Consider the following 26,176-nt stretch of genomic DNA (forward strand, 5'->3'; position numbering starts at 1 on the left):
GCTCACTGCATTCCCTCCTGGCGTTCGCTATGTCGTACCGCCGCAAGCCAGCAGAGCGATCGGTGCCCTGGCTTCAATTCTACATATGGTGGTAGTATTAGGCACTCACCTGACGCATGTGGACATCTCTCCATGAATGGACAACCTGGAGGCGGATTAAGCAAGTTCGGCGGCGAGCCTTCAATAGGAACCAGACGCTCACGCTTTCCCTCGCGCATTCTCGGTATCGATCGTAACAGCCCTTGTGTGTAAGGGTGCTGCGGTGCCCCGAAGATGTCCTCCACTGTTCCCTCTTCCATAATCAGGCCACCATACATCACGATAACCCGTGAGCACACTTGTGCGACCACACCCAGATCATGCGTAATCAGCAGTACCGATGTTCCCGTTGTCTTGCACAGCTTTGTTACCAATGCAAGAATCTGCGCCTGAATAGTCACATCAAGCGCGGTTGTTGGCTCGTCCGCGACAAGCAAGTCTGGCTTGCAGGACAAGGCCATGGCAATCATAACCCGCTGACGCATCCCACCGCTGAACTCGTGCGGATACTGATCGATTCTAATCTCTGGCGAGGGAATGCCGACTTCCCTTAGCCATTCAATAGCTTCCCGACGTGCATCCCGTCTGCTCAACCTTTGATGGCGCCTCAGCACCTCAGTTAACTGCGCGCCTATCGTCAACACCGGATTAAGCGACGTCATCGGGTCCTGAAAGATCATGGCCACCTGATTACCACGGATTTTACGCAGCTTCTCTTCTGGCAAGCCAAGCAAATCCACTCCCCGCAGCTTCGATTGACCACCAACGATCTGACCGGAAGGCGGCATTAGGCGTAAGAGCGATTTGGCCGTGACACTCTTGCCGCTCCCTGATTCGCCTACAATGCCAATCAGCTCCCCCTCGTTGATCGAAAAGCTGACTCCCCTGACAGCCTGCACCTCGCCCTCACGAGTAAAAAAGGAGGTCCGCAATTGATGGACAGACAATAACTCAGTCATGGTCCTCACTCCATTAGTCATATTTATCGCCGGTTCACTTTCGGTTCAAAAGCGGCGCGAAACACATCTCCCAAATAGTTAAAGGCTAGCACTGTCGTTAAAATAAGCAGTCCTGGGAACAAAGCAAGCGTTGGATTTTCCCCGATATAACCCTTGGCGTTGTTTAGCATGCTGCCCCAAGAAGCATCTGGTGGACTAATGCCAAGTCCGAGGAAGCTGAGTGCCGATTCCATCATAATAACACCTGCAATATTAAGCGTAGCAGCGACCACAATTGTCGGCACAATACTCGGAATAATATGACGTAAAATAATACGGAAGGCGCTTTGTCCCGATACACGCGCGTACAGCACATACTCCCGTTCTTTCACTGAAATTGTCTCCGCCCTCACGATGCGCGAGATCGACATCCAGCTTAACAAGCCAATGATGAGCACAATTGTGACCACTCCTGGCTTCAAGTAAGCATTTAATATGAGCATGAGGAAGAAGGAAGGCAGCGACATCCCAATATCTATACTTCTCATCAGCAACGTGTCCAGCTTGCCGCCAAAATACCCGCTAATTGCCCCAATTATAGTCCCGATCGTAACCGACACCAGCATGGCGAGTATACCAACGCTCAGCGAGACTCTGGCACCATATAAAGCTCGTGCAAAGTAATCGCGGCCGTTATCATCCGTGCCAAACCAATGCTGTCCGCTTGGAGGCAGCAGCCTTTCATTCAGATGAATGGTATTGGGGTCGTGCGGCGCAAGTGGCGCAGCAAGCGCGGCCAACACATATACCCCTAGCATAATCAAGGCGATCAGAGCCGACTTTTGTGTCCTTAGCTGACTAACAAGCAGTGTCCATCTCATTCGGTTCATCTTGTTCACCTCATCGATTTAATTCGGGGATCAACCACACCGTACATCATGTCGGCCAGCAAATTGCCGAAAATAAGCAGGAACGACGACATCATCGTGATCCCCATAATCATCGGATAATCAAGACCAAAGACGGCATTGATACCAAGCGAACCCATACCAGGCCACGAGAAGATACTTTCCACAATAAAAGCGCCTGTCATAATCTCTGGCAGTGACAATCCTAAAATAGTAATAACCGGAAGAAGCACATTACGTAGTACATGTCGGAACAAAATAATCGTGCTTGTAGATCCGTAAGCATATTGGATATGCACATAGTCTTCTTCCAGTTGGCTAATTGTGCTTGAACGAATGTAACGCATAAATACAGCGATGCTCGTAATACTCAGCACGAGACATGGCATAACACCATGCAGGACCACATCCCAGGCAGAATTTACGCCTATGGTCCGCATCCCTAGGCTAGGCAGCCAATGAAGCTGAATCGAAAACACATAAATAAGAATCATAGCAAACCATAAACCAGGCAGTGATATTCCAATGTAAGATAAGAAGCTGAGCGCACGGTCTATCGGCTTATTTTTATTCAGTGCAGCGACTAATCCAAGCGTAATGCCAATAATTAACGAGAGCACCAAAGAGGAACCCATCAGCCCGAGCGTTGCTGGAATACGTTCTACTATAAGATCAAGCACAGGTCTATGATTGATCAGGGAATAGCCTAGATTACCTGTCAGAACATTTTGCAGCCAATACACGTATTGCAAATACAAAGGCTGATCTAGTCCCATGCTGGCTCTAATTCGGTCTATATCCTCGGGACTCATGTTTGGCGTGACAAACGACATGACAGGATCACCGGGAGCCAGTCGAATGAGCGCAAATGAGACTATTGAGATAAACAGAAGCATCGGAATAAGCTGAAGCAATCGTCGTAGTACATACTTTTTCAACTGTTACTCCTTCTGGACAGCGCTCCCTTCGCCCATCCGTTGTAGTCTTATTTCTGCTTGTATAGCTTGGCAAAATCATCAAACATCACTACGGGTTTCGCTCCAGCTTCTTCTATGCCAGCAAATCGGGAGTCAACGGCTATAATGGACTTTCCATAAGCTATTGGATAAGTGGTGATTTCCTGTGCTGACAACTCTTGAATTTGCCCATACAATTGTTCCCGTTTGGCGCTATCCGTCTCAACCGCTGCCTGCTGCCACCATTGATCGAACTGCTCATTTTTGTAGTGCGAATAATTGTAAGCCGCATCGCTTAAGTACAGCACTTTATAAGCGTCAGGCTCAAACCCCATACTGTAGCCGCCAAAGGACATGTCATAGTCCGTATTGTCTTTGTTTAGCGCCTTCTTGCCCAGTGCCGCCCCATCTAGTGGAATGAGTTCTACCTGAATGCCGACCTCTTTTAGTTTCTGTTGAAGGTAGAGCGCCATGTTGGTTTCCGGGGTGCTCGCGCTAAAGTAGGCAAATCGGATCTTGAGTCCTTCCGCTCCAGCTGCTTTCAGCAATGCCTTCGACTTGTCAGGATCATAATGGTAAGCTGGCAGCTCTTTCTTTATATACAAGGTGTCAGGCGAAAAAATAGATGGTGCCGGTTCTGCAAACTCCGTTGAGGAGAAGCCCGCTTGAATCAGTTCTTGCTTATCAAGCGCATGCACGATGGCTTGGCGTACTTCCTTCTGTTTCATAATGTCAATGTTCATGTTAAATACCATGGTGGTTACGCCACCCGACGGGAACATCAATAGATTCGCGTTGCCCGCAGCTTTTACTTTGGCATAATCCTGCGGTTCAACACGCAGCATGTTAAGCTCGCCATTCTGTAGCGCGAGCACAGCCGAATTATTTTCCTTGGCAATACGATATGTAATCGAATCCAGCTTGGATTTCTCGGCGAAATAAGTGTCCGCACGTTCCACAAGGACATATTCACCTGAGCGGTACTCTTTAAATTTGAATGGCCCTGAGCCGACAGGATTATAATTCTTCTCGCTCTTCTCCAAATCTGCTTCACCCTCGAATATATGCTTCGGAATCGGAATGATCTGGACAAGCGAGCTTTCAAACGCAGCCGAGGCCTGCGGCAGCACAAACTCGATTGTTCGCTCGTCGATTTTGTTCACACTAATTGGCTTGCCGTCAAGAACAAACGAGCTGCGAAAATAGCTATGCTGCTTCTCATCAAGTATGCTGTTAAATGTAAATAGAACATCTTCCGTGGTTAACGGCTGTCCGTCATGCCAGACGAGTCCTGCACGCAGCTTCAGCGTGAATTTCTTTAAATCTTTCGAAGCGGCCAAACTTTCGGCCAATACGAATTTCTTCTCTCCGTTGTTGACGCTCATTAATGGTGCATACAATGCGTTATTAATAGTGAGTGACATACTGTCACCTGCATAGATCGGGTTAAATGTCTTCGGATCATCCTTAATCGCGATAATCAGGTTGCCTCTCTCTCCCGACAAGCCTCCTCTATTATCAGTAACGACTTGATATGAACTGCAGGCACCGGCCAACAACGACACCAAAAGAAGAACAACAGCGCTTAGACTTCTTTTTCTCAACATAAACCTGCCTCCCTAACATTTAGTGGACCTAGATATGCACAGCATGATGGCTTAATACGCTAACTCAACATTTTAATTCTTATAATATTTATTTGTTTACTTGGTTATCTAGTTAAAAAAATTTGCACCCCACTTCTACTGTCTGTGTTATTCCGTTTTTTCTTTAAGCACTTTTTCAAGCAATTGATCAAGCTTATTTAAGCCTATCAGGATATCGTTTAGATCCTCTCGGGATGAATGTTTGACAAACAGCTGCTGAAAATCGCTGACATTGGCCTTAATGCCTCGCATTCGCTCTTGTGCTTTATCGGTTAGCTCAATCTTGACCACCCGCTGGTCATCCTTCATTCGGACCCTGCTAACCAGTTCCATATTCTCCAGTCGGGAACATACCGCAGACACATTACTATCTACCATATTCAGTACAGCGCCAATATCTCCTACTCTTAATGGTCCTTCATTCTCTAGCAGCAGCAAAATGTTGATAGAAGGGCCAGTAAGATTCTGTGGTGAATAGAATTGATTGACGATCTTCGAGTGTTTAGTATCTATGACGCGCAGCAAACCACCAATTTGTACACAGGATTCAATGGGATCCATAAGTTCTCCTAGCCTGTCCGATATTTATTTATCGCAATAAATATTTCTACAATAATTAAATAGTAAACGGTTACGATTTCGCCGTCAATCATTTTCTGGAAATTTTTTTATTCCGATATCTTGCTGCCGCAATGCAACAAAAGGTCGCCTGCCTGGCAGGCTCTCATTCTTTTTCAAACTTTGAAAGTAATGACACCTTCACATATCAATGCATCCTTCGTAATAACATGAATACTGGAAACACCTCGTGCTGATTAGTTCACTATCCCCATTCTGACTGTGATAAGATGCACGTATCGCGTACGGAGATATTTTTCTTAGGAGGTTAGCTTATGAGCAAGCTTATGAAAGCATACTACGAGGCAAGCTGCAAACCTGCCTTGGTGATGTTTGTTTTGGCCTTATTGGCTCTCGTTTATCTCAACGCAGTTGATGGGCCCTATTCCATTGTCCGATTTAAACAGCTCCATGCAGGGCTTCCTCTGCTCGATCTTTTGTGGAACTACTCACCGAATCAAGTGTATGAAATGTTAAGCGGTTATGGTGAGCAAGGCAGAAACGATTACATAGCTAATCTAGCCGTCGTCGATATTTTGCTTCCCATTCTGTACGGATTAGGTATGGGACTGTTGATGGCATGTCTAATCCGCAGATCCGTACCCCAATTATTTGGATTACGACATCTCTCTTTACTGCCACTTGTTGCAGCACTAGCTGATTATGGCGAGAATATAACCATAGCGGTCATGCTGCAAGCTTACCCGGATCGAATCGACACTCTCGCTGTTACAGCCAACATCTTCACCATGACCAAAACCTCGGTATCATTAGTGAGTCTGGGTTTAATCGTGCTGTTTACTATTATTGCCCTGATCACACGACTGCTGTCCCGATCACGGAACTGAGGGACCTACTGCGTGTCATTCGGCAGCAAGTAACGATGCCGAATGATTGCTTCATACCTGCCTACAGCTATTCAAGGAGAGGCTCGTATTGTATACATAGATGATGCACGCTTATAGAAACTTCCACTGACGTGGAGTAATGGATACTGCTGCAATATCGTAGCTCGAACAAAGTTAGCTAACCTTGGTTATAAACATAGGTCAGCCCCCATCTACAAAGGTGGGGGCTGAGATTAGTTGTATTTGCACAGCAAATAATTAAATTAGATTTATCCCTATTCTCAATGCCTCTCTTTTTATTGGCGTCTGTTTTAATAATAAAAGCAAATTCCTGTACCTTGTCTTCCCATTTGTAACGCACCCGTGCTGATATTCAATTTCGCTGCTATACCAAAACCGTTCATCTGAACTCCTTCCATAAACCTTCAAAATGATAATTAAACCATATGACGGGTTTTTATTATTAAATACTGTATGACAAGGATAAATTCGATTAAACTCTAGCATTTGCACTAATGATGTACGATAAGAGAGTAGGCGGATTTCACTAAAGAAAATGTAATTAAGCATGAGATTATTCGAAACGTGGAGGTTGATCACTTGTCAACAAATCGGATTGGTGGAGCGATTCCTATCTTCCCTTGCAGGTCCATCGACGAACAGTTGGATTTCTATCAAGCACTGGGTTTTGAACTGACTTATCGGCAGGCCAAACCAAACCTATATGCTAGCGTCCAACACCGCATCATGGAATTACACTTTTTTGTTTTGAAACAATTAGAGCCATCCAACTCATACAGCATGTGCTATGTAAGCGTTCCTGATGTGGATGCCATATACAAAGAATTCTGCCAAAATCTAAAAAAGACTTATCAGAAAGTCCCCTCAAAGGGATTTCCCAGAATCACCAAGCTCAACAATCTTACAGAAGACCGCAGATTTAATCTTATCGATCCTGCTGGTAATCGCTTGCTGATTGGTCAGAAGCATGCCTCTCCGGAGCCTATCCAGAGCGATCAATACGTTGTGCCTCACCCGTCAAGATTTACAAAAGCATTTGAATCTGCGTACCGATTGGCATATGCCAAAGACGAACCCGCAGAAGCAGCTAGAGTACTTGATCTTGTTTTTTCAAAAGCTGGAGAAGTATCAGCTGCGCTTCGTTACAAAGCTTATGTATTACGAGCAGATATCGCTATTTCAATGGATGAGCTAAATCTTGCGATGACTTTTATTAAAGAAGCAGGGAACTTAGCGTTATCTGATCAAGAGATAAAAGAAGTGATGGAAACGACCCAACGATTAGCTGAACTTAAAATGACTTTAGGGCAAATCTAATCTTCTTAGGTACCTCTGTGGCTGGATCAAACCGGACGAAATCGCCAACAATGGGTATGAGAGCTCAACATACGAAGGCTGCTGGCATATTTGGCAGCCTCACTAAAAGAAATGGATACGATAGCTCATAGAGAACAGGCTGCCGCAAAATCGACAGCCTGTTCCGTAATTATAATAGCGAGTTTCCAAACTTCACCTCCGGAAAGCGACCATCCGGTCCTTTCATTTAAGATTCTGCCTTGGTCGAATTCGCTTTCCGAGTTCATAAGCAAACACGGCTTACGCAGACCCTCTCCCTAATGTCGATTCAAAACGAGTTAAGTTGCGAAACCAATTATAAAGTTAAATTGTCAATACAAGCTCCATGGCTAATCGTTCTTTCTCCGCAATGTCGACTAGAAACTCAGATGCAAGTCTTAACTCCTGTTGATTTCCGGTTCTTCCCGCATTATCAATTGATGCCGAAACATCCTTCCACATCGGCGCGATTTCCGCAAACAGAATGTATGCCTGCTCTAATTTAGAGTCACCGAACAAATCCACGCATTCTTTTAGAAAATCTCTATACAGATTTCGAAATAAGGCGCCGCCGGTTCCCGCTTTTTCCATCAATAAAGCAGTCAAACACAGATCTTTCTCTAAATCCTTGCTTCTAGAAGGCCAATTCAGGATTTCACCGCTCATTTTTTTGATCCCTTTATTGCCCATATTGCGGATAGGTGGATTCAAATAGTTATGAGCATTGTTGATAAGGGATGATCGTATGGCGGGTACAAGCGGCAGAAGGGTATCCGTTTGCTCGATCGTAAAGGAGCGATTCTTGGAGCTCATGGGCCCCTTTGCGTTTCTTGCCATAGTCAAATTCGATAATCGCGTTTTCACGAGCCCGCCTTGTTGGCTTGTGTCTGCCATGTAGGCATATTCGTCATCCATGCCATATATCACCGCATAGTGGGCAGCAAAGTGAATTTTGTTCGTAAAGTAATCTAAATAATACGAATCTAATTTAAGCCCCACAGGAATTCCACGGTCTATGCAGCTTTGCACGTTCTGCCATGCTTTTGTAACAGACGAGGTTTCTTGCACCCTGATATTCAAATTGAGTCGGGATGCTATGCAAGCAGACAGTTCATCAGGCTTTGCTCTACCCCCGATAAAAGGAAAGTCCATCCCCTTGGAATCCCAATAAATGAATCCCAAACCTTCCCCAATACCGAATAACATTGGCTCCGATAATCGAACACCTTCATGTTGAAGGAGATTGCCCATCGCTGTCGTTTCGCAGTGTTCTCCCTGAAAAAGAGCAAAATCTTCAATTATCATGGGCATGTACCTCCAGTTCCCCTGTTAGTTCACTGATCAAATTTGCGACAAATGTCTTTTCATTCTCGATGAGACTCATCGGGTGAAGAAAAAGAGACCTAACGTGCAATGGCAATTGATTGCCGCCTTGCGATTCATATTTCTGACCTAAGTTCCTCAATGTCTCCTCTAGAAGGTTCTGTCGTTTCCATAAAGCTTCCACAGCTTGATTTTTTCCGATAAAAGGGAGGGCCGCCAGTCCAAGATCGAAACGGTTATCCCGTTCCCGCGCAGAAGCTAGGCTTACGATGACTTCATTCCTTAATGCTTCTATCCCCGCTTCCATCATGACATAAGTAGACGGCACAGGTCCTTTGCCAGACTTATGGACGGAATCTTCGGATTGGATCAGTTCTTTGTCTTTCAGTTTCTGCAATCCGACGTAAATTGAAGTCGTACCTATATTCGCCCATTCCCTGTAGCCTCTAAGCTCTATTAACTTATTGATTTGATACCCCGACGCTTGTTTGGATTCCGCAATAATTTGCAGCAACATAAATTCCACGTTGGAAAGAGATTTCATTGCTTATCTCCTCTTCTTATTATATTTCATATATGTAATATAACACTAGTGAAATATAAAATCAAGAAGATCTACCCTAGCATGACGGTCCGACTCTTGCTCCCAAGCCAAAGAGACCGCGCACGTTTGTGGAAAGATGTACTGGACGAGCATTTCAACAGTAACCAGCCTCAATTGTAGAATCATGGCTGGCTCTGGGCCTGCTACAACAGCTTTCTCCGACTTCTTGTTTGCAAGCTGTTGAACAAGAAAGCCCAAAGAGGGCCGCAACAGTCCCCCTCACGGTACCCTGTCGCAGCCCTCCAATCCGCGTCAGACGCGGCCTCTCAGCTTTTACTCTTCCCCTGTCGCAATCGGATTCTCGCTATACGAAATCCAATCGCTCCAGCTTCCTGCGTACAGCTTGGCGTTCGTATACCCTGCTTGCCATAGCGCAAGCACGTTCGGGCAGGCCGTGACGCCTGAGCCGCAGTAGACGATCACCTCGTCTGCATCTCCTACGATGCTACTCCAACGAGCTTGCTGCTCAGCCGCGGACCGCCAGCGCCCCGCTTCATCTAAGCTCTGCTGCCAGAACGTATTTACTGCACCGGGAATATGTCCGGCTTTCGGGTCTATCGGCTCTACTTCCCCGCGATAGCGGGGCGATTCGCGCGAATCTATGAGTCTTACGCGCGGGTTCCCCAGCTTGGACGCAACTTCTTCCATACTCGCTACAAGATGATCGCGTACACGGGGTGTGTAGATGCTCGTTTCTTTCGAACTTACTACTCCAGCGAGCCTATTATCGAATACGCTCCCCACTTCCTCCTGCTCCAGGGGGTAACCCTCCTGCTCCCAAGCCTGGATACCACCATCAAGCAGCAGAACTTCGCCCTCATGTCCCAGCCATTGCAGCAGCCACCATAAACGACTGGCGTTAGCACCGCCTTGTGCGTCATAAGCTACAACCACACTCTCGTGTGTAATACCAGCTTCTGTTAGCCGCTGCGCCAGCACCTGCGGCTGCGGCAATGGATGGCGACCACCATGCTCCGCTTTTGGCGATGACAAATCGCGGTCCAAGTCGAAATAAACGGCGCCAGGAATATGTCCTTCCTTATATGCTTCTTGTCCTCGTTCTGGCTCCATCAGCCAGAAGCGGCAGTCCACAATCGCTAATGTACTTGCTGTGATCTGCTGCTTGCGTTCTCCATCCATTTGGCCTGTTATTCTTTTGTAAAGTTCCTCTGCGCGTATGATCGGTGATAATAATGACATCCTCATATCCCCTTCCCATGCCCTACTTATGGCCTTCACACTTGATACCAGATTTGTTAGGTTAGCTGCTTGTATAGAAAGATTCTACTGTAATCCTATAGCACACTCATTTCAAAAAAAAGAAATATACCGTATGCCTGCTGATCATCGTATCATTGCACTACTGAAAAACAGCATCCATGCGCCATAAAGATGATCATTTGCTACATCCGATCACCTAATTTATCTTATTACACAAATTATTTATAAGTCCTGCCTAACTACTCCATTAGTCTACCAACTGCACCCTAGCAATGACCTCATTTTCTTTCATTACTTCAATAACATGAAATTGCCGATCATGCTGCGCGCTGCCGCTTCCGATAAATAAAATATTTTCCTGCCCTAGTCCATAAAACAAATCGTCTGCCAGCGCTTCCAACACCTCGCTGCGCTCCTCTGTACTCATCGCCTGCCAATCCCCCGATTCCATATCAAAAAAGGAATAGCTGTCTGGAATCTGACCTACTGCTGCGGCTAATTCCTGCAAAATATCTTTATAGGGTCTAGTAAAAGGCATACCCATCCATATTCACTCCTTTATACTGCATTACAAATTACTTCGTATTGTAGCATAATGCCCTTCTTACACCAATGCGAAGTCTAACTTTACAGGTACGTTCAAGCAGGACGTCTAAATTTTTGGTCCTATTTTGCCGATAAATAGGATGTTGCATCATTTTTTCGATAATGACGGTGAATACCGTCGAAAGAGAGCGCAGGAAGCATCATTATACTCATGGATGAGGTGGATGTAGAACATGGAGAAATCAACGATTATAGGCATAGTCCTCGGGCTTGCTGCTGTCCTAGTGGGGATGGTTCTGAAAGGAGCCTCTCTCACAAGTTTGTATAACCCCGCAGCGTTTATGATCATTATTGTCGGAACTGCCGCCTCCGTATTTGTGGCATTCCCACTAAACGAACTTAAAAAAGTTCCGAAGCTATTTAAGCTGTTGTTCGTCAAGCAGCATCTTGTTGATCGCGTACAGTTAATTCAACTCTTTATGGAATGGGCATCGATTACACGCCGCGAAGGATTGTTGGCGTTGGAATCCCGCATAGATGAGATTGACGACGACTTTCTACGCGGCGGCATGCGGATGATTATTGATGGCAATGATCAGGACTTTGTGCGTGACGTGCTCATGGAAGACATTCACGCAACAGAAGAACGTCACCGTGGTGGTGCACTCATCTTCTCCCAAGCAGGCATGTATGCGCCGACACTCGGGGTGTTAGGCGCGGTTATCGGCTTGATTGCCGCATTGGCGGATATGTCCGATATGGGTAAACTTGCTCATGCGATTGCGGCAGCTTTTATCGCTACGCTCATGGGTATTTTCACTGGTTATGTGTTATGGCATCCAATTTCCAACAAACTTAAAAGGCTCTCCCATAACGAAATTCAAATTCGATTGATGATGGTAGAAGGACTCTTATCCATTCAATCCGGTGTGTCCACGATCGCGATCAATCAGAAGCTTTCTGTCTTCTTGACGCCTGCTGAACGTAATCGGATGAATATGAAGGAGGAGGCTGTGAGTGAGTAAGAAACCACGGAAAGAGCATCACGAAGAGCATGCAGATGAATCCTGGCTCATACCGTATGCCGATCTGATGACACTGCTCCTCGCCCTATTTATTGTCCTATATGCAATGTCAGCCGTTGATGCACAGAAGTTCCAAGAGATGAGTCAAGCCTTTAGCACTGCTCTTAACAGCGGCGGCGCAGGCAATGGCATTCTGGATAATAACGCCGTTATTCCTCAAGGCGGACGCAAACCAGAGGAACAAAGTGAGGAGAAGGATCGTAAATTCGAGACTGCTGCTGATAAAGCGCAAGAGCGCTTTGCACTCCAAGCTAAGCAAGAACAAAAGCAGTTAGAAGAACTGCAAAACAAGGTTAACGATTACATTTCCAAAAATGGTCTTACAGATCAATTAAATACAAAGCTGAATCATTCCGAGCTTAAGATAACGATTAACGACAGTGCCTTATTTGATTCCGGGAAGTCGGATCTGAAGTCAGGTGCAAAGCAGCTAGCCTTAACGATTGGTGATATGATCAAACAATATACCGGCTATCAGATCGTGATCAGCGGACACACCGATAACGTCCCGATCAAGAACAGCAAGTATGAATCGAACTGGGATTTAAGTTCAGCACGTGCGCTTAACTTTATGAAGATTGTGCTTGGGCGATCTGGTCTTGATCCGAAGTTATTCCAAGCTGTAGGTATGGGAGAGTATCATCCTGTCTCATCCAACAATACCAATACGGGCCGGGCACAGAACCGCCGTGTTGAGGTGTCTATTCTTAGAAAGTTCACGTCTAACAAACAACCCGCCGCAGGCTCTTAATGTCTCGGTCCACTTTAATGAATAACCAACAGAGGCTGCTTCAGCTGTAGGATACCCTACTGCGAAGCAGCCTCTGTTCTATTTGCCAATACACATTATCGAATCTTGATGTAGGCACGTTCTTCATTTATCTTATATGCTGTAACGTTCGCAGCCGGCAGCTTAATCGTAACCATAGTTCCTTCATGCAGCTTGCTCGTAATTTCCAGTGTTCCTTTATGATTATAAATGATGCGCTGACATACCATCAGGCCGAGCCCAGTCCCCTTCTCTTTATTCGTAAAGAACGGATCTCCTAATCTAGTCAAATGATCCTCAGGGATACCTATACCGTAGTCTCGAATGGTAATACGGACCTGCTCCTCCGCATATTGATCTACAGAGATGTCCATTTCCCCACCTTCAGGCATAGCCTCAATTCCATTTTTCACAATATTAATGAATACTTGTTTAAGTTGGTTTTCCTCACAAAGTACAAGTGGCACATCCTGAAACTTAGTGACAAACTCAATATTGTGCATCTGTGCATGGTTACCGAGGAACGACAATACGTCGTGCAGCACTTGACCAATATTCATCTCCTGAAAGCGAACAGCCTGTGGCTTCGATAAAATAAGAAATTCCCCTACAATCAAGTTAATCCGTTCTAACTCCGACAGCATCATGGACGTATGAACAGGATTCACTTTACTGGTCTGTAATTGTAATTGGATAAAGCCCTTTAATGTTGTGAGTGGATTACGAATCTCATGTGCTACACCCGCAGCCAATTGACCAACGGTTGTCAGCTTCTCAGATCGCCGCAGCAGTTCCTCCATACGCTTCCTGCTTGTGATGTCCCGTGTAATGCTAGCCCAGGCCATACATTGTCCTGATTCGTCCAGGATCGGTGATGTGCTCACACTGACATCCAGTATTCGACCATCCTTTGTCATACGAAGAGTCTCTTGAGCGCCTCCCGCTTTGCCACTGCTTAGGCTCTCTTCGATCTCCACATACGGCTTGCTGAGCTCAGACGGAATAGTAGGCAGCTTCTTGCCCAGCACTTCGTGCTCCTTCCATCCAAACATATCAACAAATGCCTGGTTCACCCGTTCTACATCGCCATGAAGATCCGTTACATGTATTGCATCGGTAGACTGATTAATAAAGGATTCCAAATGATGCTTCATCGCCCGATTCTCTTCATAAAGCGTTCTTAAACGTTCTGTGGACTGATAGAGATTGTCTGCCATCAGATTTATTCTGGATGCTAATACACCTAATTCATCATTACGTTTAATTCGTAAGGTCGTGTTAAACTGACCAATTGCCATCATATTTACTTTTTGTACAATATACTGTAGTGGACGGATTAAGAACCCCGCCAGGAAATAGCTCCCCACCAATACAAGTTCCAGCAGCACTAGACCAATCGCTATGCTTTGCATCAATTGCTCATGCAGTGTATCCAATAGCGGCTTGGCATCCATCACCACTGTCATGATGTACGGATTCCTACCTTCCGTAGCTGTAATATAACTTTTAACGACGGCTTCACCTTTAATATTGCTCTCAACAAATAATGAATGCCCGTCTTCTATTACTTGTGCGACTCGCTCATAGTCTTCAACTTCTGCATATTTGTAGCTGCCATACAAGATGGGCTGATCCTGCGAACGTACATATCTGATTCCGTTGACCCGCTTGGTAATGATGGGGGGCTTGCCGAATGCCTCTGGGTTAAATGCCGTTATTTCCAATACGTTCAGCTGCTTATCAATCGTCTGCTCAATAATCTTGTCTGGCTTCGTTAGTTGAAAGCTGCTCTGTATCCCGGCAGTGTCCTGAATAAACGGATTGATAATATAATTCCGTTTGCCATCGTAATAATATCCCCACTTATCAATATGGCTTGGATTAGAGGTGGAAATATCAAACGGGCCTGTCCAAAAATGCTTCTGGCCCCGCCCTTCTGCTATCCATACCTGCTTATACTCCAATAGCTGCTGAAACGCTGTAAACCAGAAGCCCCAGCCTTTTGTAGACATCCCAATCTCCGCGGGATCGGATGATCGCCGGATGACGATATCCTGGTCGTCTTCTGTCTTCTGCAACAACGATACTTGAGAAATGCCAACTTCATGACTTATCTGCTTAAGCTGTTCATTAGTAATGTCACGAATGTCGGTTGGAAGCCGACTCGCAGCGTATATAGAAGCCATGTGCAGCTTCTCTGCCAACAGGTCCTCTACAACATGGTCTGCATACTGAGACTGGCGCATGGAAATAGATATCTGTTGCGTAATGACTTCCATTCGTGCTTCCATTTCCTCTATTAACTTGTCCTTGGTTGTGTAATAATTCAGTACCATATGGAGAAGCAATACAATTAGGAGTGCGCACGAAATGGATATGGAAAGCTTGCCCTTAATGGATAATCGCATACATCACCTCTACCGTACCTGTAACGGGTTTGGCTTATTTTGGATCTAACTACATGATCATAACGAGTTCAATTGATTTTGTCTATTCATTTCCTCTACATATACACCATATTTTCCTTATCCTTCCGCAATTGATCGGTTATTGATAACACAGTTGAATTATATCGTTAAATTGCCTACAATTAAGCTAGTTTATCAACAGGTTATTCACAGATTGTGAGCAGTTATGGATAAGTTGTGTACAAATTTGTGAGTAACGCCCAACTTATCCACAGAGTTATTCACATCCTGTTAACAGCGAATATTTGTTCGAGGAATAACAGAACATGATCAATTATAAAGGAGTCTAGCATGAACCCTATCGATGACCTTACCCCCTGCTCCCCCGCTGAAGAGAGCAAGCATGAATACTGGATGCAGCAAGCAATTGCAGAGGCTCGCAAAGCGGAAGCCATTGGTGAAGTCCCAATCGGCGCTATTGTTGTACATCAAGATCAGATCATCGGAAGAGGATACAATCTTAGAGAGACGACAGCAGATTCTACCGCCCATGCCGAGATGATTGCGATCCGCGAGGCTAGCGAGCACCTCAGGGCGTGGAGACTGCTTGACTGCACCCTGTATGTAACGTTAGAGCCCTGTCCGATGTGTGCGGGAGCTATCGTGCAATCTCGCCTGCCCTATGTTGTATTTGGCACCCCTGATCCAAAGGCAGGTTGTGGAGGCACTTTGATGAACCTGATGCAGGAGCCCCGCTTTAATCATCGTGCTGAAGTGAGGGAGGGCGTGCTCCGTGAAGAATGCGCTGATCTGCTCGTTCAATTTTTTCGCCAACTCCGCAAACGGAACAAAGAACTGCCTTCACGAGATCTGGACTTAACACCAGAGCCCAGCTAACTCTCCCCTTACGTTACTGTTAGCAACGATAACATAGAAAGAGACCTGTCATCTGACAGGTCTCTTCATTATGCGGTTAGTGGTTTACATGCCGCCGCCATACATTTGCTCCAATTGGTCCATAGGAATAGCATCCTTTGGAACGCCAATCTTAAATTCTTGCTTGCCATTAATATTGCTTGTCTCCGTAGTCACACGAAGTGCTAGCTTTACATTCTCGTTAGCTTCGTTAAAGTCAAGGTTACCTACAAAAGTCTGATGTGCAGGGAAGCCATCTTTGTTGATTGCTGTCGTCACGCTCAGCTCATTTACCTTTAACGATTTCTTCATTTCTTCCAAGCCCTTTTTCAGTTCGCTATCAGAAGCTTTAAGCTCTGTTTTAGCCTTTTCTATCTCGGAAGCTTCCAATTGGAAGATTTTGCGATATTCTTCTTTAGACATCAAATCAAGCAATGCTGGAAGCGCATCTTTAACAAATGTTGTTGCTGCTTGATCAAAATTATCGTTATTAACTGCAAACTTTACAACTTGCTTTGCATCTACGCCTTCAGGCAAACCAGCATCTTTTACTGCAATATCCGTAAAGTAAGTTTTCTCATCGAATTTGCTAACCACTTCTTTGAAGAACTCATTGCCGAATTTTTGTGTTGTCTGGATGTTAGCTGAACTCATATCAAAAGACTGGCCCTGCTCTTCCGCAAGCTTCTTATAGTCGAGTTCAAGGAACTTGCCGACCATCTCTTGTGGAATCATACCAGCAAGCATCGGAATGTTAGGTACTTTAACGTACATTTTCTCTTGTGTCATGGAGAATGGCAACGAGAATTTAAATGCCATATCACCTTTAATATCTACATCAAGCGTCGCTTCTACTTGAAGTGGCTCATTCTGAGCAACACCAGATATCGTTAACTCCGAATTCTTCAGCAAACCAGCCATCATTGCTGATTGTTGACCATCGAAGCTTGCTCCCGTTAATTGAAGATCATCCACTTTAACTGATGATTTGAATGCATAAGACTTCATTTCAAGCGACTTCGTATATGCCCCTTGAATGGCTTCCTTTGAACTTGTCTTGCTGCCACAGCCTGTCACAACTAAAGCAACAGCGAATAACATCACAATTGCGCCTTGGTACCATCTTTTCTTCACGATTGTCTCTCCCATCTTTTCCTTGAAAGTTCACCCATTAGATATTAACCTATATGGAGGATTTTGAAAATCCTTTAATAGCAGTTTTCTTTAAAATTAGGCATCCATGCCTATACAAAACGTCCAATATTGTCGAATCCTGCTTATATAATCCCTGTTAATGGATATCTTTTTTCTTAAATCTGCCGCCTTTAACATCATGGATATTTCCGATTGCCAGAAAGGCTTGAGGGTCATGCTCCTCGACAATGGATTTCAGCTTCGCCTCTTCAAGACGTGTAATAACAGTGAAGATAACCTTTTTCTCATCGCCGGAGAATCCACCTTCACCCTTCATATAAGTTACACCACGTCCAAGACGACTTAACAGCGCATCACCAATCTCCTTATAATTATCGCTGATAACCCATACGGCCTTTGAGTCATTTAGCCCTTCAATCGTCACATCAATCATTTTAAAGGCAATATAATATGCAATTAAGGAATACATCGCTTTTTCAAAGCTAAATACAAAGCCTGCGACTAACATAATGAATAAATTAAAGAACATCACGATCTCGCCAACGGAGAAGGCTGTACGTTTGTTGAATAGAATGGCTACAATCTCAGTACCATCCAATGATCCCCCAAATCGAATAACGATGCCGACCCCAATCCCCAGTATAACGCCTCCGTATACAACAGCTAAAAAGCTATTTGTAACAAAAGGAGGAACGGGATGAAGCAGAAACGTAGCTACCGACATAATACCGATCCCTAGTAAGGTGGATAATGCAAACGTCTTGCCAATTTGCTTATATCCGATAATGAGGAACGGGACATTGAGTAGAAATAAATAAAGTCCAAGCGGAGCACCTGTAACGTGGGATAAAATAATCGATATACCGGCTATTCCACCATCTGTCATTTGGTTCGGGACTAAAAATAATTCAAGACCCACGGCCATCATAACAGCACCAAGCGTAATAAAAATGATGCGCATCGCCAAGTTGCCCAAGCTCATCTTGGTATGCTTGACAGGCTTAAAGTTAGCCTGATTGATATCCATTGAAGTCTTCTCATCAATGGTATTTGCGTCTAGATCAGACAAGTTCTCTCACTCCTTCTGTCTATTCTTATCTTTATTATACCGGATATGTGAGCAAAGACATAGAATTCAATATTTTTGCACTAAAAAAGCCTCGCTCCAGTAGCCCTTTCCTCTTGTTGAGAAAGGGCTACTGAAGGAGACTTATTAGAATCGTAAAGACTCATTATTATAATGAAATTCAATTTTAAATGTTAACCTTGCGGATTGTTGTGACTCACATGGTTTTTACTTTTTACTTTCTTTGATCCTGACAATGGCTCCTGCTGCGCCCCGCCATCATTTCCGGCGTGGTGACGCTCCTGATTTTGATCAGCCTCGGGAACCGGGATGGCCTTCGACTTGCCTGCGTTGCCCATACATACATCGCCCTTTCTTAAGTATTATACCGAGTCTGACGCCTGATGGTCGTGATTCAGCGCATCCTGATGACGTCGATCATTATGATCCTGCTGCAATTGCTGAGCATGATGGCTGTTCACTGTCGCCTCGTCCAGGCTTTCGACTACGCTCGACAGGTTTTTATCTGCACTGCCCTTTGCTTTAGTCATCGTGCTACCTCCTATAATGTTGCCTTCTAGTCCGTAATATCCTGCAGCGCTTGAGCACACTCGTGGATATGACGAATATAGTTCTGTGTCAGCTCCTGAATCACTTCTGTGCGCTCATCCACTGTACGACCATCGCGCTCTACATCTACAAGCTGCACACGAACCTCATGCGGATCTACGTACGCACACTCGAAGTCAAAAGAATAATGCTGATGGCCTGCAGCATCGATATGAATGCGCAGTCCATTCTGAACGCCCTCATCCGCCAGTACAATTGCTTTGTCCGTCGGATTAAGCGTAGTCGGCAGCGTTTGCTGCCATGCTTGCACTAATTGCGCTTGGTCAATTCCCAAGCTTTCATTGTTGTGCATGAACCAACACCTCCACTATTCACAACTACAGTGTGTGGATGGGCGCAGACTTTTATACAGATGAATACAGATGAGCATTTTCTCTTAGCTCCAAACCCTATTCAAGTGAATATATGTTGGTGCAGCGCTGTGTTCCGTGCCACATGTTATTGCTACTCCTCAAGGCCTTAAATAAACTAAAAACCACATCACGACTGTGATGTGGTTGAATAATTAAATTATGGCGGAGAGGATGGGATTCGAACCCATGTGGGCTTGCACCCTAACGGTTTTCAAGACCGCCCCGTTATGACCACTTCGGTACCTCTCCATATGTGATTGCCGATCAAGAACAACTCGAGTCGGACAATCACGATTATAACAGCTATTTAAGTTTGATGCAAGCTGTTTATTTTTTTTCGATCATTTCCAGTCCACGCAAATAGGGACGCAGTGCTTCCGGTACAACAATGGACCCATCTTCTTGTTGATAGTTCTCAATAATTGCAGCTACAGTACGTCCTATAGCAAGGCCAGAACCATTTAGCGTGTGCACAAACTCAGGCTTGGACTTTGTATCACGACGGAAGCGAATATTAGCTCGACGTGCTTGGAAATCCTCAAAGTTCGAACAAGATGAGATCTCACGGTATGCATTGCTGCTAGGCAGCCATACTTCAAGGTCATACGTCTTAGCCGAACTAAAGCCAAGATCGCCTGTACACAGGGTCATCACACGGTAAGGCAGCTTCAGAAGCTGCAGAATACGCTCTGCTTGCGACGTCAGCGCATCTAACGCCTCGTAGGAATCCTCAGGCTTCACAATCTTCACAAGCTCTACCTTGTTAAATTGATGCTGGCGAATCAAGCCGCGTGTATCTCTACCTGCTGAACCGGCCTCCGAACGGAAGCAGGCACTGTGAGCCGTATACTTGCGCGGCAGATCATCGATGCTGATGATCTCTTCGCGGTGATAGTTCGTCACAGGTACTTCAGCTGTCGGAATCAAGTAATAGTCCGTACCTTCCAGCTTAAACAAGTCCTCTTCAAACTTAGGAAGTTGACCTGTGCCATACAAGCTGTCGCGGTTAACGATATATGGAGGCATAATTTCCTCATAGCCATGTTCGGTCGTATGTACGTCCAACATAAAGCTAATTAAAGCACGCTCCAGGCGGGCACCTGCATTTTTATAAAATACAAATCGTGATCCTGTTACCTTAGCAGCATTCTCAAAATCGAGGATACCCAGATCGGCAGCGATATCCCAATGTGCCTTCGCTTCAAAGCTGAATGAGGTCGGCTCACCCCATACACGTGTTAATACATTATCATCCTCAGATGTGCCAACCGGCACCGCTTCGTTCGGAATATTAGGAATGGCCAGCGTTAATTCATTCATCGCTTCTTCCACAATACGAATCTCGTCGTCCAATTCCTTTATGCGATCGCCAACTTGGCGCATCTCCGCAATTAGTTCATCAGCTGATTGGCCTGATTTCTTTAACTTCGCCACTTCCTGTGACACTACGTTGCGGCGATTCTTTAATTGCTCCGTATCTTGCAGCATCTCGCGACGCTTTGCATCCAACTGCGGAAATTCTGCAATTAACTCGGGCGATTTGCCACGATTCTTGAGCGCTTGCTCAACGCGCTCGAATTCATTACGTAAATATTTGATATCCAACAAAGGGTATCCCTCCTACAAGTAGAACAGGCTTGTCTCTCACATTGCTCTCATATCTCTATTATAAAGTCTGTGTCAAATAAAAACACCTTAACCCTACCCTAAATAAGGGCTCAAGGTCAAGGTGCTTCCGATGATGTCCGTCCACCAGCATAAAGCCTTGTAAAGAAACCTATCCTCGCTGCTGCATACTTTCGCGCACCATATCCGCAAAGTATTGGTGAAGACGGATATCATCTGTCAATTCCGGATGGAAGGAGCACGCCAGCAAGTGGCCCTGACGCGCGGTTACCATTTCTCCGTTGGTCTCACAAATAACGTCCACATTACTTCCTACTTTATCTATAAGCGGCGCTCGAATAAACACGGCTCTTATCGGTTCATTGATCCCAATAACCGACAAGTCAGCTTCAAAGCTCTCTCGCTGCCGCCCAAAAGCGTTACGCCGCACCTTCATATCCATCAATGCAAGATGGGGTTGTTCAGGACCTTGATTTCCTTCAATCTGTGTCGCGAGTACGATCAGGCCAGCACAAGTACCAAATATCGGTTTGCCTTGCTCAGAGAACTGCTGAATGGCTTCAATAAAGTCATACTTTCTCATGAGCTTGCCAATCGTTGTACTCTCGCCACCAGGTATAACAAGACCTTGTACATCCTCAAGCTGCTGAGGCCACTTGATAGCTACTGCTTCCGCGCCAGCAGCTTCTAGGCTGCGAACATGCTCTGCAACAGCGCCCTGCAGCGCCAATACTCCGATCTTCACGTGTCTGACCTTCCTTCTCACCAAGCTTCTTCGAAAGTTTAGCAATTATGAAAATAGCAGTATCGTGTCTTACTTCCTACCAGCCACGATCCGACATGCGCTCAGACGGCGCAAGCTTCGAAATTTCGATGCCTTTCATCGGTGTGCCCAAGTTCTTCGATACTTCTGCTATTAATTTGTAATCTGTATAATGAGTGGTTGCTTCTACGATAGCACGCGCAAATTTCTCTGGATTGTCCGATTTAAAAATACCGGACCCAACAAATACTCCATCTGCACCGAGATGCATCATCAAGGCTGCGTCTGCTGGCGTTGCTATGCCTCCTGCAGCAAAGTTGACGACTGGAAGCTTGCCATGTTGGTGAACATTAAGCAGCAGTTCGTAGGATACGCCCAAATTTTTGGCTTCGGCATAAAGCTCATCTTTAGACAGATTCTGCACTTTACGAATCTGGCTGTTGATAAGACGCATATGACGTACAGCTTCCACGATATTACCTGTCCCAGGCTCCCCTTTGGTGCGAAGCATTGCTGCTCCTTCACCAATACGACGAAGTGCCTCTCCCAAATCTTTTGCACCACATACAAAAGGTACTGTGAAGTCGTGCTTATCAATATGGAATACTTCATCCGCAGGTGTTAATACTTCAGACTCATCGAGGTAGTCTACACCCAATGATTCCAGTACTTTAGCTTCTACAAAATGACCGATACGAGCTTTCGCCATTACCGGGATGGATACGACCTTCATAACTTCTTCAACAATCGTCGGATCTGCCATACGAGCCACGCCACCAGCGGCGCGAATGTCTGATGGTACACGTTCAAGCGCCATTACTGCTGTTGCACCTGCCGCTTCCGCAACTTTTGCTTGTTCCGCATTCATGACGTCCATAATAACGCCACCCTTTTGCATTTCAGCCATACCACGTTTCACTCGAGCTGTTCCTGTTTCCATCCTTGCCTGCCTCCCGCCATATCGTGCTCCACTTGCGGAGCTATCCTGATTTCATCCACTTATTGTACATGATGGTGTACATATACACAACCGCTATTGTCGGGATTATGTCACTTAGAACAAATCTCCGATCGATTTGAACAAATCAACAAAGAAATTTTTGATCGCACGGAAAAATAATCTCCACCAGCTGCCCTTTTCTACATCTTCTGACGCGATTAGGTTAACCGTTTGCTTCTGTTCGCCCGTCTTGCCCTTGAACGTGTAGGTAACCGTACCTACCTTCTGTCCATTCTTAATAGGCGCAACCAATTGATCCTCAGGAATCAACTTCACTTCATTCGTTAATGTTTTCTCATCAAATGCTGCACCCTTGTCCACAACAAAAGAAACATCTTTCTCCGTTACGGCACGAACATCTGTAGAAACACCCTTCTTAATAGGAGCAACCTCTTTGTCAGGTACAACCTGCTTGGAGGCAACAGCCTGCTTCACTTCTAAGTTATTAAATCCATAGTCCATCAGCTTCGCTGTTTCCGTAAAACGAGCCTCTTTGGATTTCGTTCCCATGACTACAGTAATCAGACGCATGTTGTCGCGCTTAGCTGTACCCGCAAACGTATACTGAGCAGCATCTGTGAAGCCTGTTTTCATGCCATCTACGCCCGGATAAGCATATCGCTTAAAGTTGGTCACATTTTTGTTGGCTTCCAGCATCCAGTTCAGATTATCCATTTCTGTCTTATCGCGTTCGCGGAATTTCTTCTTCTGAATGGTTGTAAATTGACTGAACTCTGGGTGATCCTGTACTATAGCTCGTACCAACTTTGCAACATCAATCGCTGACATCACAGTCTCATGTTCTCCACCTGGACGGAACTCTTCGGGCATATCCCGTTGCTCAAGCCCTGTTGCGTTAACGAAATAGGCCGTCTTCATATCGAGTCGCTTAGCCGTATCATTCATAAGCTTAACAAAATCCTGCTCTGTGCCTGCAATATGCTCTGCAAGTGCTACCGCAGCATCATTAGCCGATGCAATAGCCATCGCAATATACAGATCGCGCACAGTATGCGTATCATTCTCTGCTAAAAACACCCGTGATCCTTGTGTCAAAGCTGCATTTTTTTTGGTAGATACATTATCTTCCCAAGCCAATTCACCATTTTTTACTTTTTCCATTACGATATATTCCGTCATCATCTTGGTCATGCTTGCCGGAGGCAGTGCAACTTCCGAATTGATGTTGACGATAATTTGACCTGTGCTGGCTTCCATTAGTATAGCTGATTCAGCAACAAGACCAAGAGACTCTTTGGTAGGCGAAGCCGCTGCGGATTTGGTAGATTTAGTAGTGGTTGTCGTTTCCCCTTGCGCAACAAGCTTTGACGATGCCTCAGCAGCAACTATGCCTGCCGATGGCAGTAATGCAAAAGATAAAATTTGAAAGGCGGTCACAAAAGCGATCGCGCGCTTAAATTTGGTACGGGGACTTACTTGGTTGTTGTGTTTAAACACACGTACAACTCCTCTCTTGATGAATCCATCTGTCGTTATTCTATCACAGCCTGATAGACAAAAAAAAGACAGGTAGTGTTCCCTGTCTTTTCCTGTCGTTCTTATATGCTTCTTAGAAAGAGTAGTTAGGTGCTTCTTTCGTAATCTGAACATCATGCGGATGGCTTTCACGTAAGCCTGCACCCGTAATACGAACAAATTGTGTATCGTTCTGTAGTTCCTTAAGGGAGCCCGTACCACAATAGCCCATACCAGCCTTCAGACCACCAAGCAATTGATGAATAGTATCTGCCAGCGGACCTTTATATGCAACACGTCCCTCAATACCTTCAGGTACTAATTTCTTCTCATTACTGCTTTCTTGGAAATAACGGTCTTTAGAGCCTTGTTTCATGGCACCTAGGGAACCCATTCCACGGTATACTTTAAATTTACGACCTTGATAGATCTCAGATTCGCCTGGGCTTTCTTCTGTACCCGCAAACAAGCTGCCAAGCATAACCGCGCTGGCCCCTGCTGCAAGTGCTTTAGTAATATCACCTGAGTACTTAATACCGCCGTCAGCGATAACCGGAATGCCTAGTTCACGAGCTACAAATGCACAATCGTATACGGCTGTAATTTGCGGTACACCAATACCTGCAATAACACGCGTCGTACAAATAGAACCAGGCCCAATTCCGACTTTAATGACGGAAGCCCCTGCTTCGATCAGATCACGAGTTGCTTCACCAGTTGCAACATTCCCCGCAATGATAGTCAGATCTGGGTAGTTAGCACGAATATCACGAACAGCGTTCAGGATATTGATATGATGGCCGTGAGCAGAATCCACTACGATTACGTCGACTCCAGCTTGGACCAACGCTGCTACTCGTTCCGACGTATCACCGGAAATACCGACTGCTGCACCAACCAACAGGCGGCCTTGTACGTCCTTCGCTGCGTTAGGGTACTGTATAGCCTTCTCGATGTCTTTAATGGTAATAAGGCCTTTGAGCGTGTTGTCCTCGTCAACTAAAGGCAGCTTCTCGATCTTATGCTGCTGTAGAATGACTTCCGCTTGTTGGAGTGTAGTGCCAACAGCTGCAGTGACTAGGTTCTCGCATGTCATCACGTCTTTAATCTGAATATTAAAGTCATGCACAAAGCGCAGGTCACGGTTCGTTAAAATACCAACGAGCTTATTATTCTCATCTACAATAGGTACACCTGAAATGCGGAATTTGCCCATCAGCTTATCTGCCTCAGCTACTGTATGATCTGGGGATAAAGAAAATGGATTCGTAATAACGCCGCTTTCCGAACGTTTTACACGATCCACTTCTTCCGCTTGCTTCTCGATTGGCATATTTTTATGGACAATACCAATACCGCCCTCACGTGCGATAGCGATAGCCAATGGTGCTTCAGTTACCGTATCCATTCCTGCACTTATAAATGGAATATTTAATTTCACATTATCACTTAAACGTGTAGACACATCGGTCTCACGAGGCAATACACTGGATTTACGTGGTACTAATAATACATCATCGAATGTTAACCCTTCTTTAACGAACTTAGACTCCCACACGAAGTAGTTCCTCCCTTTTCTATTCCAAATATTTTCTGTTTCTAATGAAAAAAATGTCTTGCGAGCAAGAACAAACCAACTACTTTGTCTATACCGCTTTTAGATATTATGCCGATTTTAGCAGAGCCCCCTTGACGTGTCAAGGACCTGACATGCACATCCTGCCATGAAATAGGCAGATTGTAGATACATCGTAACATCCGTTATGTATTATTGTTTGTTGGAAAGCTACATTATATGAACAATTGAGGTAAAAAATAAATAAAGCCCATCGACATAAGTCAATGGGCTTTACTGCTTGGCAACGTCCTACTCTCCCAGGACCCTGCGGTCCAAGTACCATCGGCGCTGGAGGGCTTAACGGTCGTG

At 45.3% G+C, this 26,176-nt stretch carries 26 protein-coding genes and 1 tRNA gene; 5 read left to right on the top strand and 22 right to left on the bottom strand.

The window, feature by feature from the left end; all coding sequences use genetic code 11:
- Positions 1-2: 2 nt before the first annotated feature.
- The 5 genes from QP775_RS24635 to QP775_RS24655 form a co-directional block, all read right to left on the bottom strand.
- A complete protein-coding gene (locus QP775_RS24635; RefSeq protein ID WP_239333697.1) occupies positions 3-998 on the bottom strand; it encodes an ABC transporter ATP-binding protein in 996 nt (331 codons plus the stop codon).
- 23 nt (positions 999-1,021) lie between these two features.
- The gene (locus QP775_RS24640; protein WP_239333695.1) at positions 1,022-1,867 is read right to left on the bottom strand and encodes an ABC transporter permease; all 846 of its coding nucleotides are present in this window, start codon (positions 1,865-1,867) and stop codon (positions 1,022-1,024) included.
- 5 nt (positions 1,868-1,872) lie between these two features.
- The gene (locus tag QP775_RS24645; protein ID WP_239333693.1) at positions 1,873-2,823 is read right to left on the bottom strand and encodes an ABC transporter permease; all 951 of its coding nucleotides are present in this window, start codon (positions 2,821-2,823) and stop codon (positions 1,873-1,875) included.
- Between the two features lie 47 nt (positions 2,824-2,870).
- Positions 2,871-4,448: an ABC transporter substrate-binding protein gene (locus QP775_RS24650; RefSeq protein ID WP_285109277.1), complete on the bottom strand. Its 1,578-nt coding sequence runs from the start codon at positions 4,446-4,448 to the stop codon at positions 2,871-2,873.
- 147 nt (positions 4,449-4,595) lie between these two features.
- Complete coding sequence (locus QP775_RS24655) at positions 4,596-5,048, bottom strand: MarR family winged helix-turn-helix transcriptional regulator (protein ID WP_239333689.1); 453 nt, start codon at positions 5,046-5,048, stop codon at positions 4,596-4,598.
- Positions 5,049-5,380: 332 nt separating this feature from the next.
- On the opposite strand from QP775_RS24655, the gene QP775_RS24660 reads away from it, so the two are divergent.
- Together QP775_RS24660 and QP775_RS24665 are read left to right on the top strand one after the other, a co-directional pair.
- The gene (locus tag QP775_RS24660) at positions 5,381-5,953 is read left to right on the top strand and encodes a hypothetical protein (RefSeq protein ID WP_285109278.1); all 573 of its coding nucleotides are present in this window, start codon (positions 5,381-5,383) and stop codon (positions 5,951-5,953) included.
- 600 nt (positions 5,954-6,553) lie between these two features.
- Positions 6,554-7,291, top strand: coding sequence for a bleomycin resistance protein (locus QP775_RS24665; protein WP_285109279.1), 738 nt, complete (start codon positions 6,554-6,556; stop codon positions 7,289-7,291).
- 342 nt (positions 7,292-7,633) lie between these two features.
- Here QP775_RS24665 and QP775_RS24670 read toward each other — a convergent pair whose 3' ends face one another.
- From QP775_RS24670 to QP775_RS24690, 5 genes are all read right to left on the bottom strand, one after another.
- Complete coding sequence (locus QP775_RS24670) at positions 7,634-8,620, bottom strand: BtrH N-terminal domain-containing protein (RefSeq protein WP_285109280.1); 987 nt, start codon at positions 8,618-8,620, stop codon at positions 7,634-7,636.
- Positions 8,604-9,176: a helix-turn-helix transcriptional regulator gene (locus QP775_RS24675; protein WP_285109281.1), complete on the bottom strand. Its 573-nt coding sequence runs from the start codon at positions 9,174-9,176 to the stop codon at positions 8,604-8,606. Before QP775_RS24675 ends, QP775_RS24670 begins: the two co-directional genes overlap by 17 nt.
- A 45-nt stretch (positions 9,177-9,221) precedes the next feature.
- Entirely contained in the window at positions 9,222-9,446 is a 225-nt protein-coding gene (locus QP775_RS24680) for a hypothetical protein (protein WP_285109282.1), read from the bottom strand.
- A gap of 63 nt (positions 9,447-9,509) precedes the next feature.
- On the bottom strand, positions 9,510-10,436 hold the full coding sequence (locus QP775_RS24685; protein WP_350339002.1) for a sulfurtransferase: 927 nt from the start codon (positions 10,434-10,436) through the stop codon (positions 9,510-9,512).
- Between the two features lie 268 nt (positions 10,437-10,704).
- Entirely contained in the window at positions 10,705-11,001 is a 297-nt protein-coding gene (locus tag QP775_RS24690) for a hypothetical protein (RefSeq protein WP_239333677.1), read from the bottom strand.
- Between the two features lie 235 nt (positions 11,002-11,236).
- On the opposite strand from QP775_RS24690, the gene motA reads away from it, so the two are divergent.
- Both motA and QP775_RS24700 read left to right on the top strand, forming a co-directional pair.
- Positions 11,237-12,028, top strand: a complete 792-nt coding sequence (gene motA / locus QP775_RS24695) for a flagellar motor stator protein MotA (protein WP_239333675.1) — start codon at positions 11,237-11,239, stop codon at positions 12,026-12,028.
- Positions 12,021-12,839: a flagellar motor protein MotB gene (locus QP775_RS24700; RefSeq protein ID WP_239333673.1), complete on the top strand. Its 819-nt coding sequence runs from the start codon at positions 12,021-12,023 to the stop codon at positions 12,837-12,839. The genes motA and QP775_RS24700 overlap by 8 nt, the downstream gene beginning before the upstream one ends.
- A gap of 95 nt (positions 12,840-12,934) precedes the next feature.
- Here the strand turns inward: QP775_RS24700 and QP775_RS24705 are convergent, their stop codons facing one another.
- Positions 12,935-15,265 (bottom strand): ATP-binding protein, encoded by a 2,331-nt coding sequence (locus tag QP775_RS24705; protein WP_285109283.1) that lies wholly within the window; start codon positions 15,263-15,265, stop codon positions 12,935-12,937.
- A 351-nt stretch (positions 15,266-15,616) separates the two neighbouring features.
- Between QP775_RS24705 and tadA the strand changes: the two genes are divergently transcribed.
- A complete protein-coding gene (tadA, locus tag QP775_RS24710) occupies positions 15,617-16,162 on the top strand; it encodes a tRNA adenosine(34) deaminase TadA (protein ID WP_239333669.1) in 546 nt (181 codons plus the stop codon).
- Between the two features lie 84 nt (positions 16,163-16,246).
- Here tadA and QP775_RS24715 read toward each other — a convergent pair whose 3' ends face one another.
- From QP775_RS24715 to guaB, 11 genes are all read right to left on the bottom strand, one after another.
- Positions 16,247-17,314, bottom strand: a complete 1,068-nt coding sequence (locus tag QP775_RS24715) for a hypothetical protein (protein WP_239333667.1) — start codon at positions 17,312-17,314, stop codon at positions 16,247-16,249.
- 157 nt (positions 17,315-17,471) lie between these two features.
- Entirely contained in the window at positions 17,472-18,317 is an 846-nt protein-coding gene (locus QP775_RS24720; RefSeq protein WP_239333771.1) for a YitT family protein, read from the bottom strand.
- Between the two features lie 278 nt (positions 18,318-18,595).
- A complete protein-coding gene (locus QP775_RS24725; protein ID WP_239333665.1) occupies positions 18,596-18,760 on the bottom strand; it encodes a small acid-soluble spore protein P in 165 nt (54 codons plus the stop codon).
- Between the two features lie 24 nt (positions 18,761-18,784).
- The gene (locus QP775_RS24730) at positions 18,785-18,952 is read right to left on the bottom strand and encodes a hypothetical protein (protein ID WP_239333663.1); all 168 of its coding nucleotides are present in this window, start codon (positions 18,950-18,952) and stop codon (positions 18,785-18,787) included.
- A gap of 26 nt (positions 18,953-18,978) precedes the next feature.
- Positions 18,979-19,323, bottom strand: a complete 345-nt coding sequence (locus QP775_RS24735; protein ID WP_239333661.1) for a hypothetical protein — start codon at positions 19,321-19,323, stop codon at positions 18,979-18,981.
- A gap of 221 nt (positions 19,324-19,544) precedes the next feature.
- Positions 19,545-19,633, bottom strand: a tRNA-Ser gene (locus tag QP775_RS24740).
- 78 nt (positions 19,634-19,711) lie between these two features.
- Positions 19,712-20,992, bottom strand: coding sequence for a serine--tRNA ligase (serS, locus tag QP775_RS24745; protein WP_239333659.1), 1,281 nt, complete (start codon positions 20,990-20,992; stop codon positions 19,712-19,714).
- A gap of 169 nt (positions 20,993-21,161) precedes the next feature.
- Positions 21,162-21,755 (bottom strand): pyridoxal 5'-phosphate synthase glutaminase subunit PdxT, encoded by a 594-nt coding sequence (pdxT, locus tag QP775_RS24750; protein ID WP_285109284.1) that lies wholly within the window; start codon positions 21,753-21,755, stop codon positions 21,162-21,164.
- Positions 21,756-21,831: 76 nt separating this feature from the next.
- On the bottom strand, positions 21,832-22,713 hold the full coding sequence (pdxS, locus tag QP775_RS24755) for a pyridoxal 5'-phosphate synthase lyase subunit PdxS (protein ID WP_028543409.1): 882 nt from the start codon (positions 22,711-22,713) through the stop codon (positions 21,832-21,834).
- Between the two features lie 114 nt (positions 22,714-22,827).
- Entirely contained in the window at positions 22,828-24,231 is a 1,404-nt protein-coding gene (locus tag QP775_RS24760; RefSeq protein WP_285109285.1) for a D-alanyl-D-alanine carboxypeptidase family protein, read from the bottom strand.
- A gap of 112 nt (positions 24,232-24,343) precedes the next feature.
- On the bottom strand, positions 24,344-25,807 hold the full coding sequence (gene guaB / locus QP775_RS24765) for an IMP dehydrogenase (protein ID WP_285109286.1): 1,464 nt from the start codon (positions 25,805-25,807) through the stop codon (positions 24,344-24,346).
- Positions 25,808-26,176 lie beyond the last annotated feature (369 nt).

The sequence above is a fragment of the Paenibacillus sp. UMB4589-SE434 genome (genome assembly GCF_030226685.1).
Classification (GTDB): domain Bacteria; phylum Bacillota; class Bacilli; order Paenibacillales; family Paenibacillaceae; genus Paenibacillus_B.

Coding starts and splice junctions, on each gene's coding strand:
- QP775_RS24635 (WP_239333697.1), bottom strand. CDS start 998: ATGACTGAGTTATTGTCTGTCCATCAATTGCGGACCTCCTTTTTTACT.
- QP775_RS24640 (WP_239333695.1), bottom strand. CDS start 1,867: ATGAACCGAATGAGATGGACACTGCTTGTTAGTCAGCTAAGGACACAA.
- QP775_RS24650 (WP_285109277.1), bottom strand. CDS start 4,448: ATGTTGAGAAAAAGAAGTCTAAGCGCTGTTGTTCTTCTTTTGGTGTCG.
- QP775_RS24655 (WP_239333689.1), bottom strand. CDS start 5,048: ATGGATCCCATTGAATCCTGTGTACAAATTGGTGGTTTGCTGCGCGTC.
- QP775_RS24660 (WP_285109278.1), top strand. CDS start 5,381: ATGAGCAAGCTTATGAAAGCATACTACGAGGCAAGCTGCAAACCTGCC.
- QP775_RS24670 (WP_285109280.1), bottom strand. CDS start 8,620: ATGCCCATGATAATTGAAGATTTTGCTCTTTTTCAGGGAGAACACTGC.
- QP775_RS24675 (WP_285109281.1), bottom strand. CDS start 9,176: ATGAAATCTCTTTCCAACGTGGAATTTATGTTGCTGCAAATTATTGCG.
- QP775_RS24685 (WP_350339002.1), bottom strand. CDS start 10,436: ATGTCATTATTATCACCGATCATACGCGCAGAGGAACTTTACAAAAGA.
- QP775_RS24690 (WP_239333677.1), bottom strand. CDS start 11,001: ATGGGTATGCCTTTTACTAGACCCTATAAAGATATTTTGCAGGAATTA.
- motA (WP_239333675.1), top strand. CDS start 11,237: ATGGAGAAATCAACGATTATAGGCATAGTCCTCGGGCTTGCTGCTGTC.
- QP775_RS24705 (WP_285109283.1), bottom strand. CDS start 15,265: ATGCGATTATCCATTAAGGGCAAGCTTTCCATATCCATTTCGTGCGCA.
- tadA (WP_239333669.1), top strand. CDS start 15,617: ATGAACCCTATCGATGACCTTACCCCCTGCTCCCCCGCTGAAGAGAGC.
- QP775_RS24720 (WP_239333771.1), bottom strand. CDS start 18,317: ATGAGCTTGGGCAACTTGGCGATGCGCATCATTTTTATTACGCTTGGT.
- QP775_RS24725 (WP_239333665.1), bottom strand. CDS start 18,760: ATGGGCAACGCAGGCAAGTCGAAGGCCATCCCGGTTCCCGAGGCTGAT.
- QP775_RS24730 (WP_239333663.1), bottom strand. CDS start 18,952: ATGACTAAAGCAAAGGGCAGTGCAGATAAAAACCTGTCGAGCGTAGTC.
- QP775_RS24735 (WP_239333661.1), bottom strand. CDS start 19,323: ATGCACAACAATGAAAGCTTGGGAATTGACCAAGCGCAATTAGTGCAA.
- pdxS (WP_028543409.1), bottom strand. CDS start 22,713: ATGGAAACAGGAACAGCTCGAGTGAAACGTGGTATGGCTGAAATGCAA.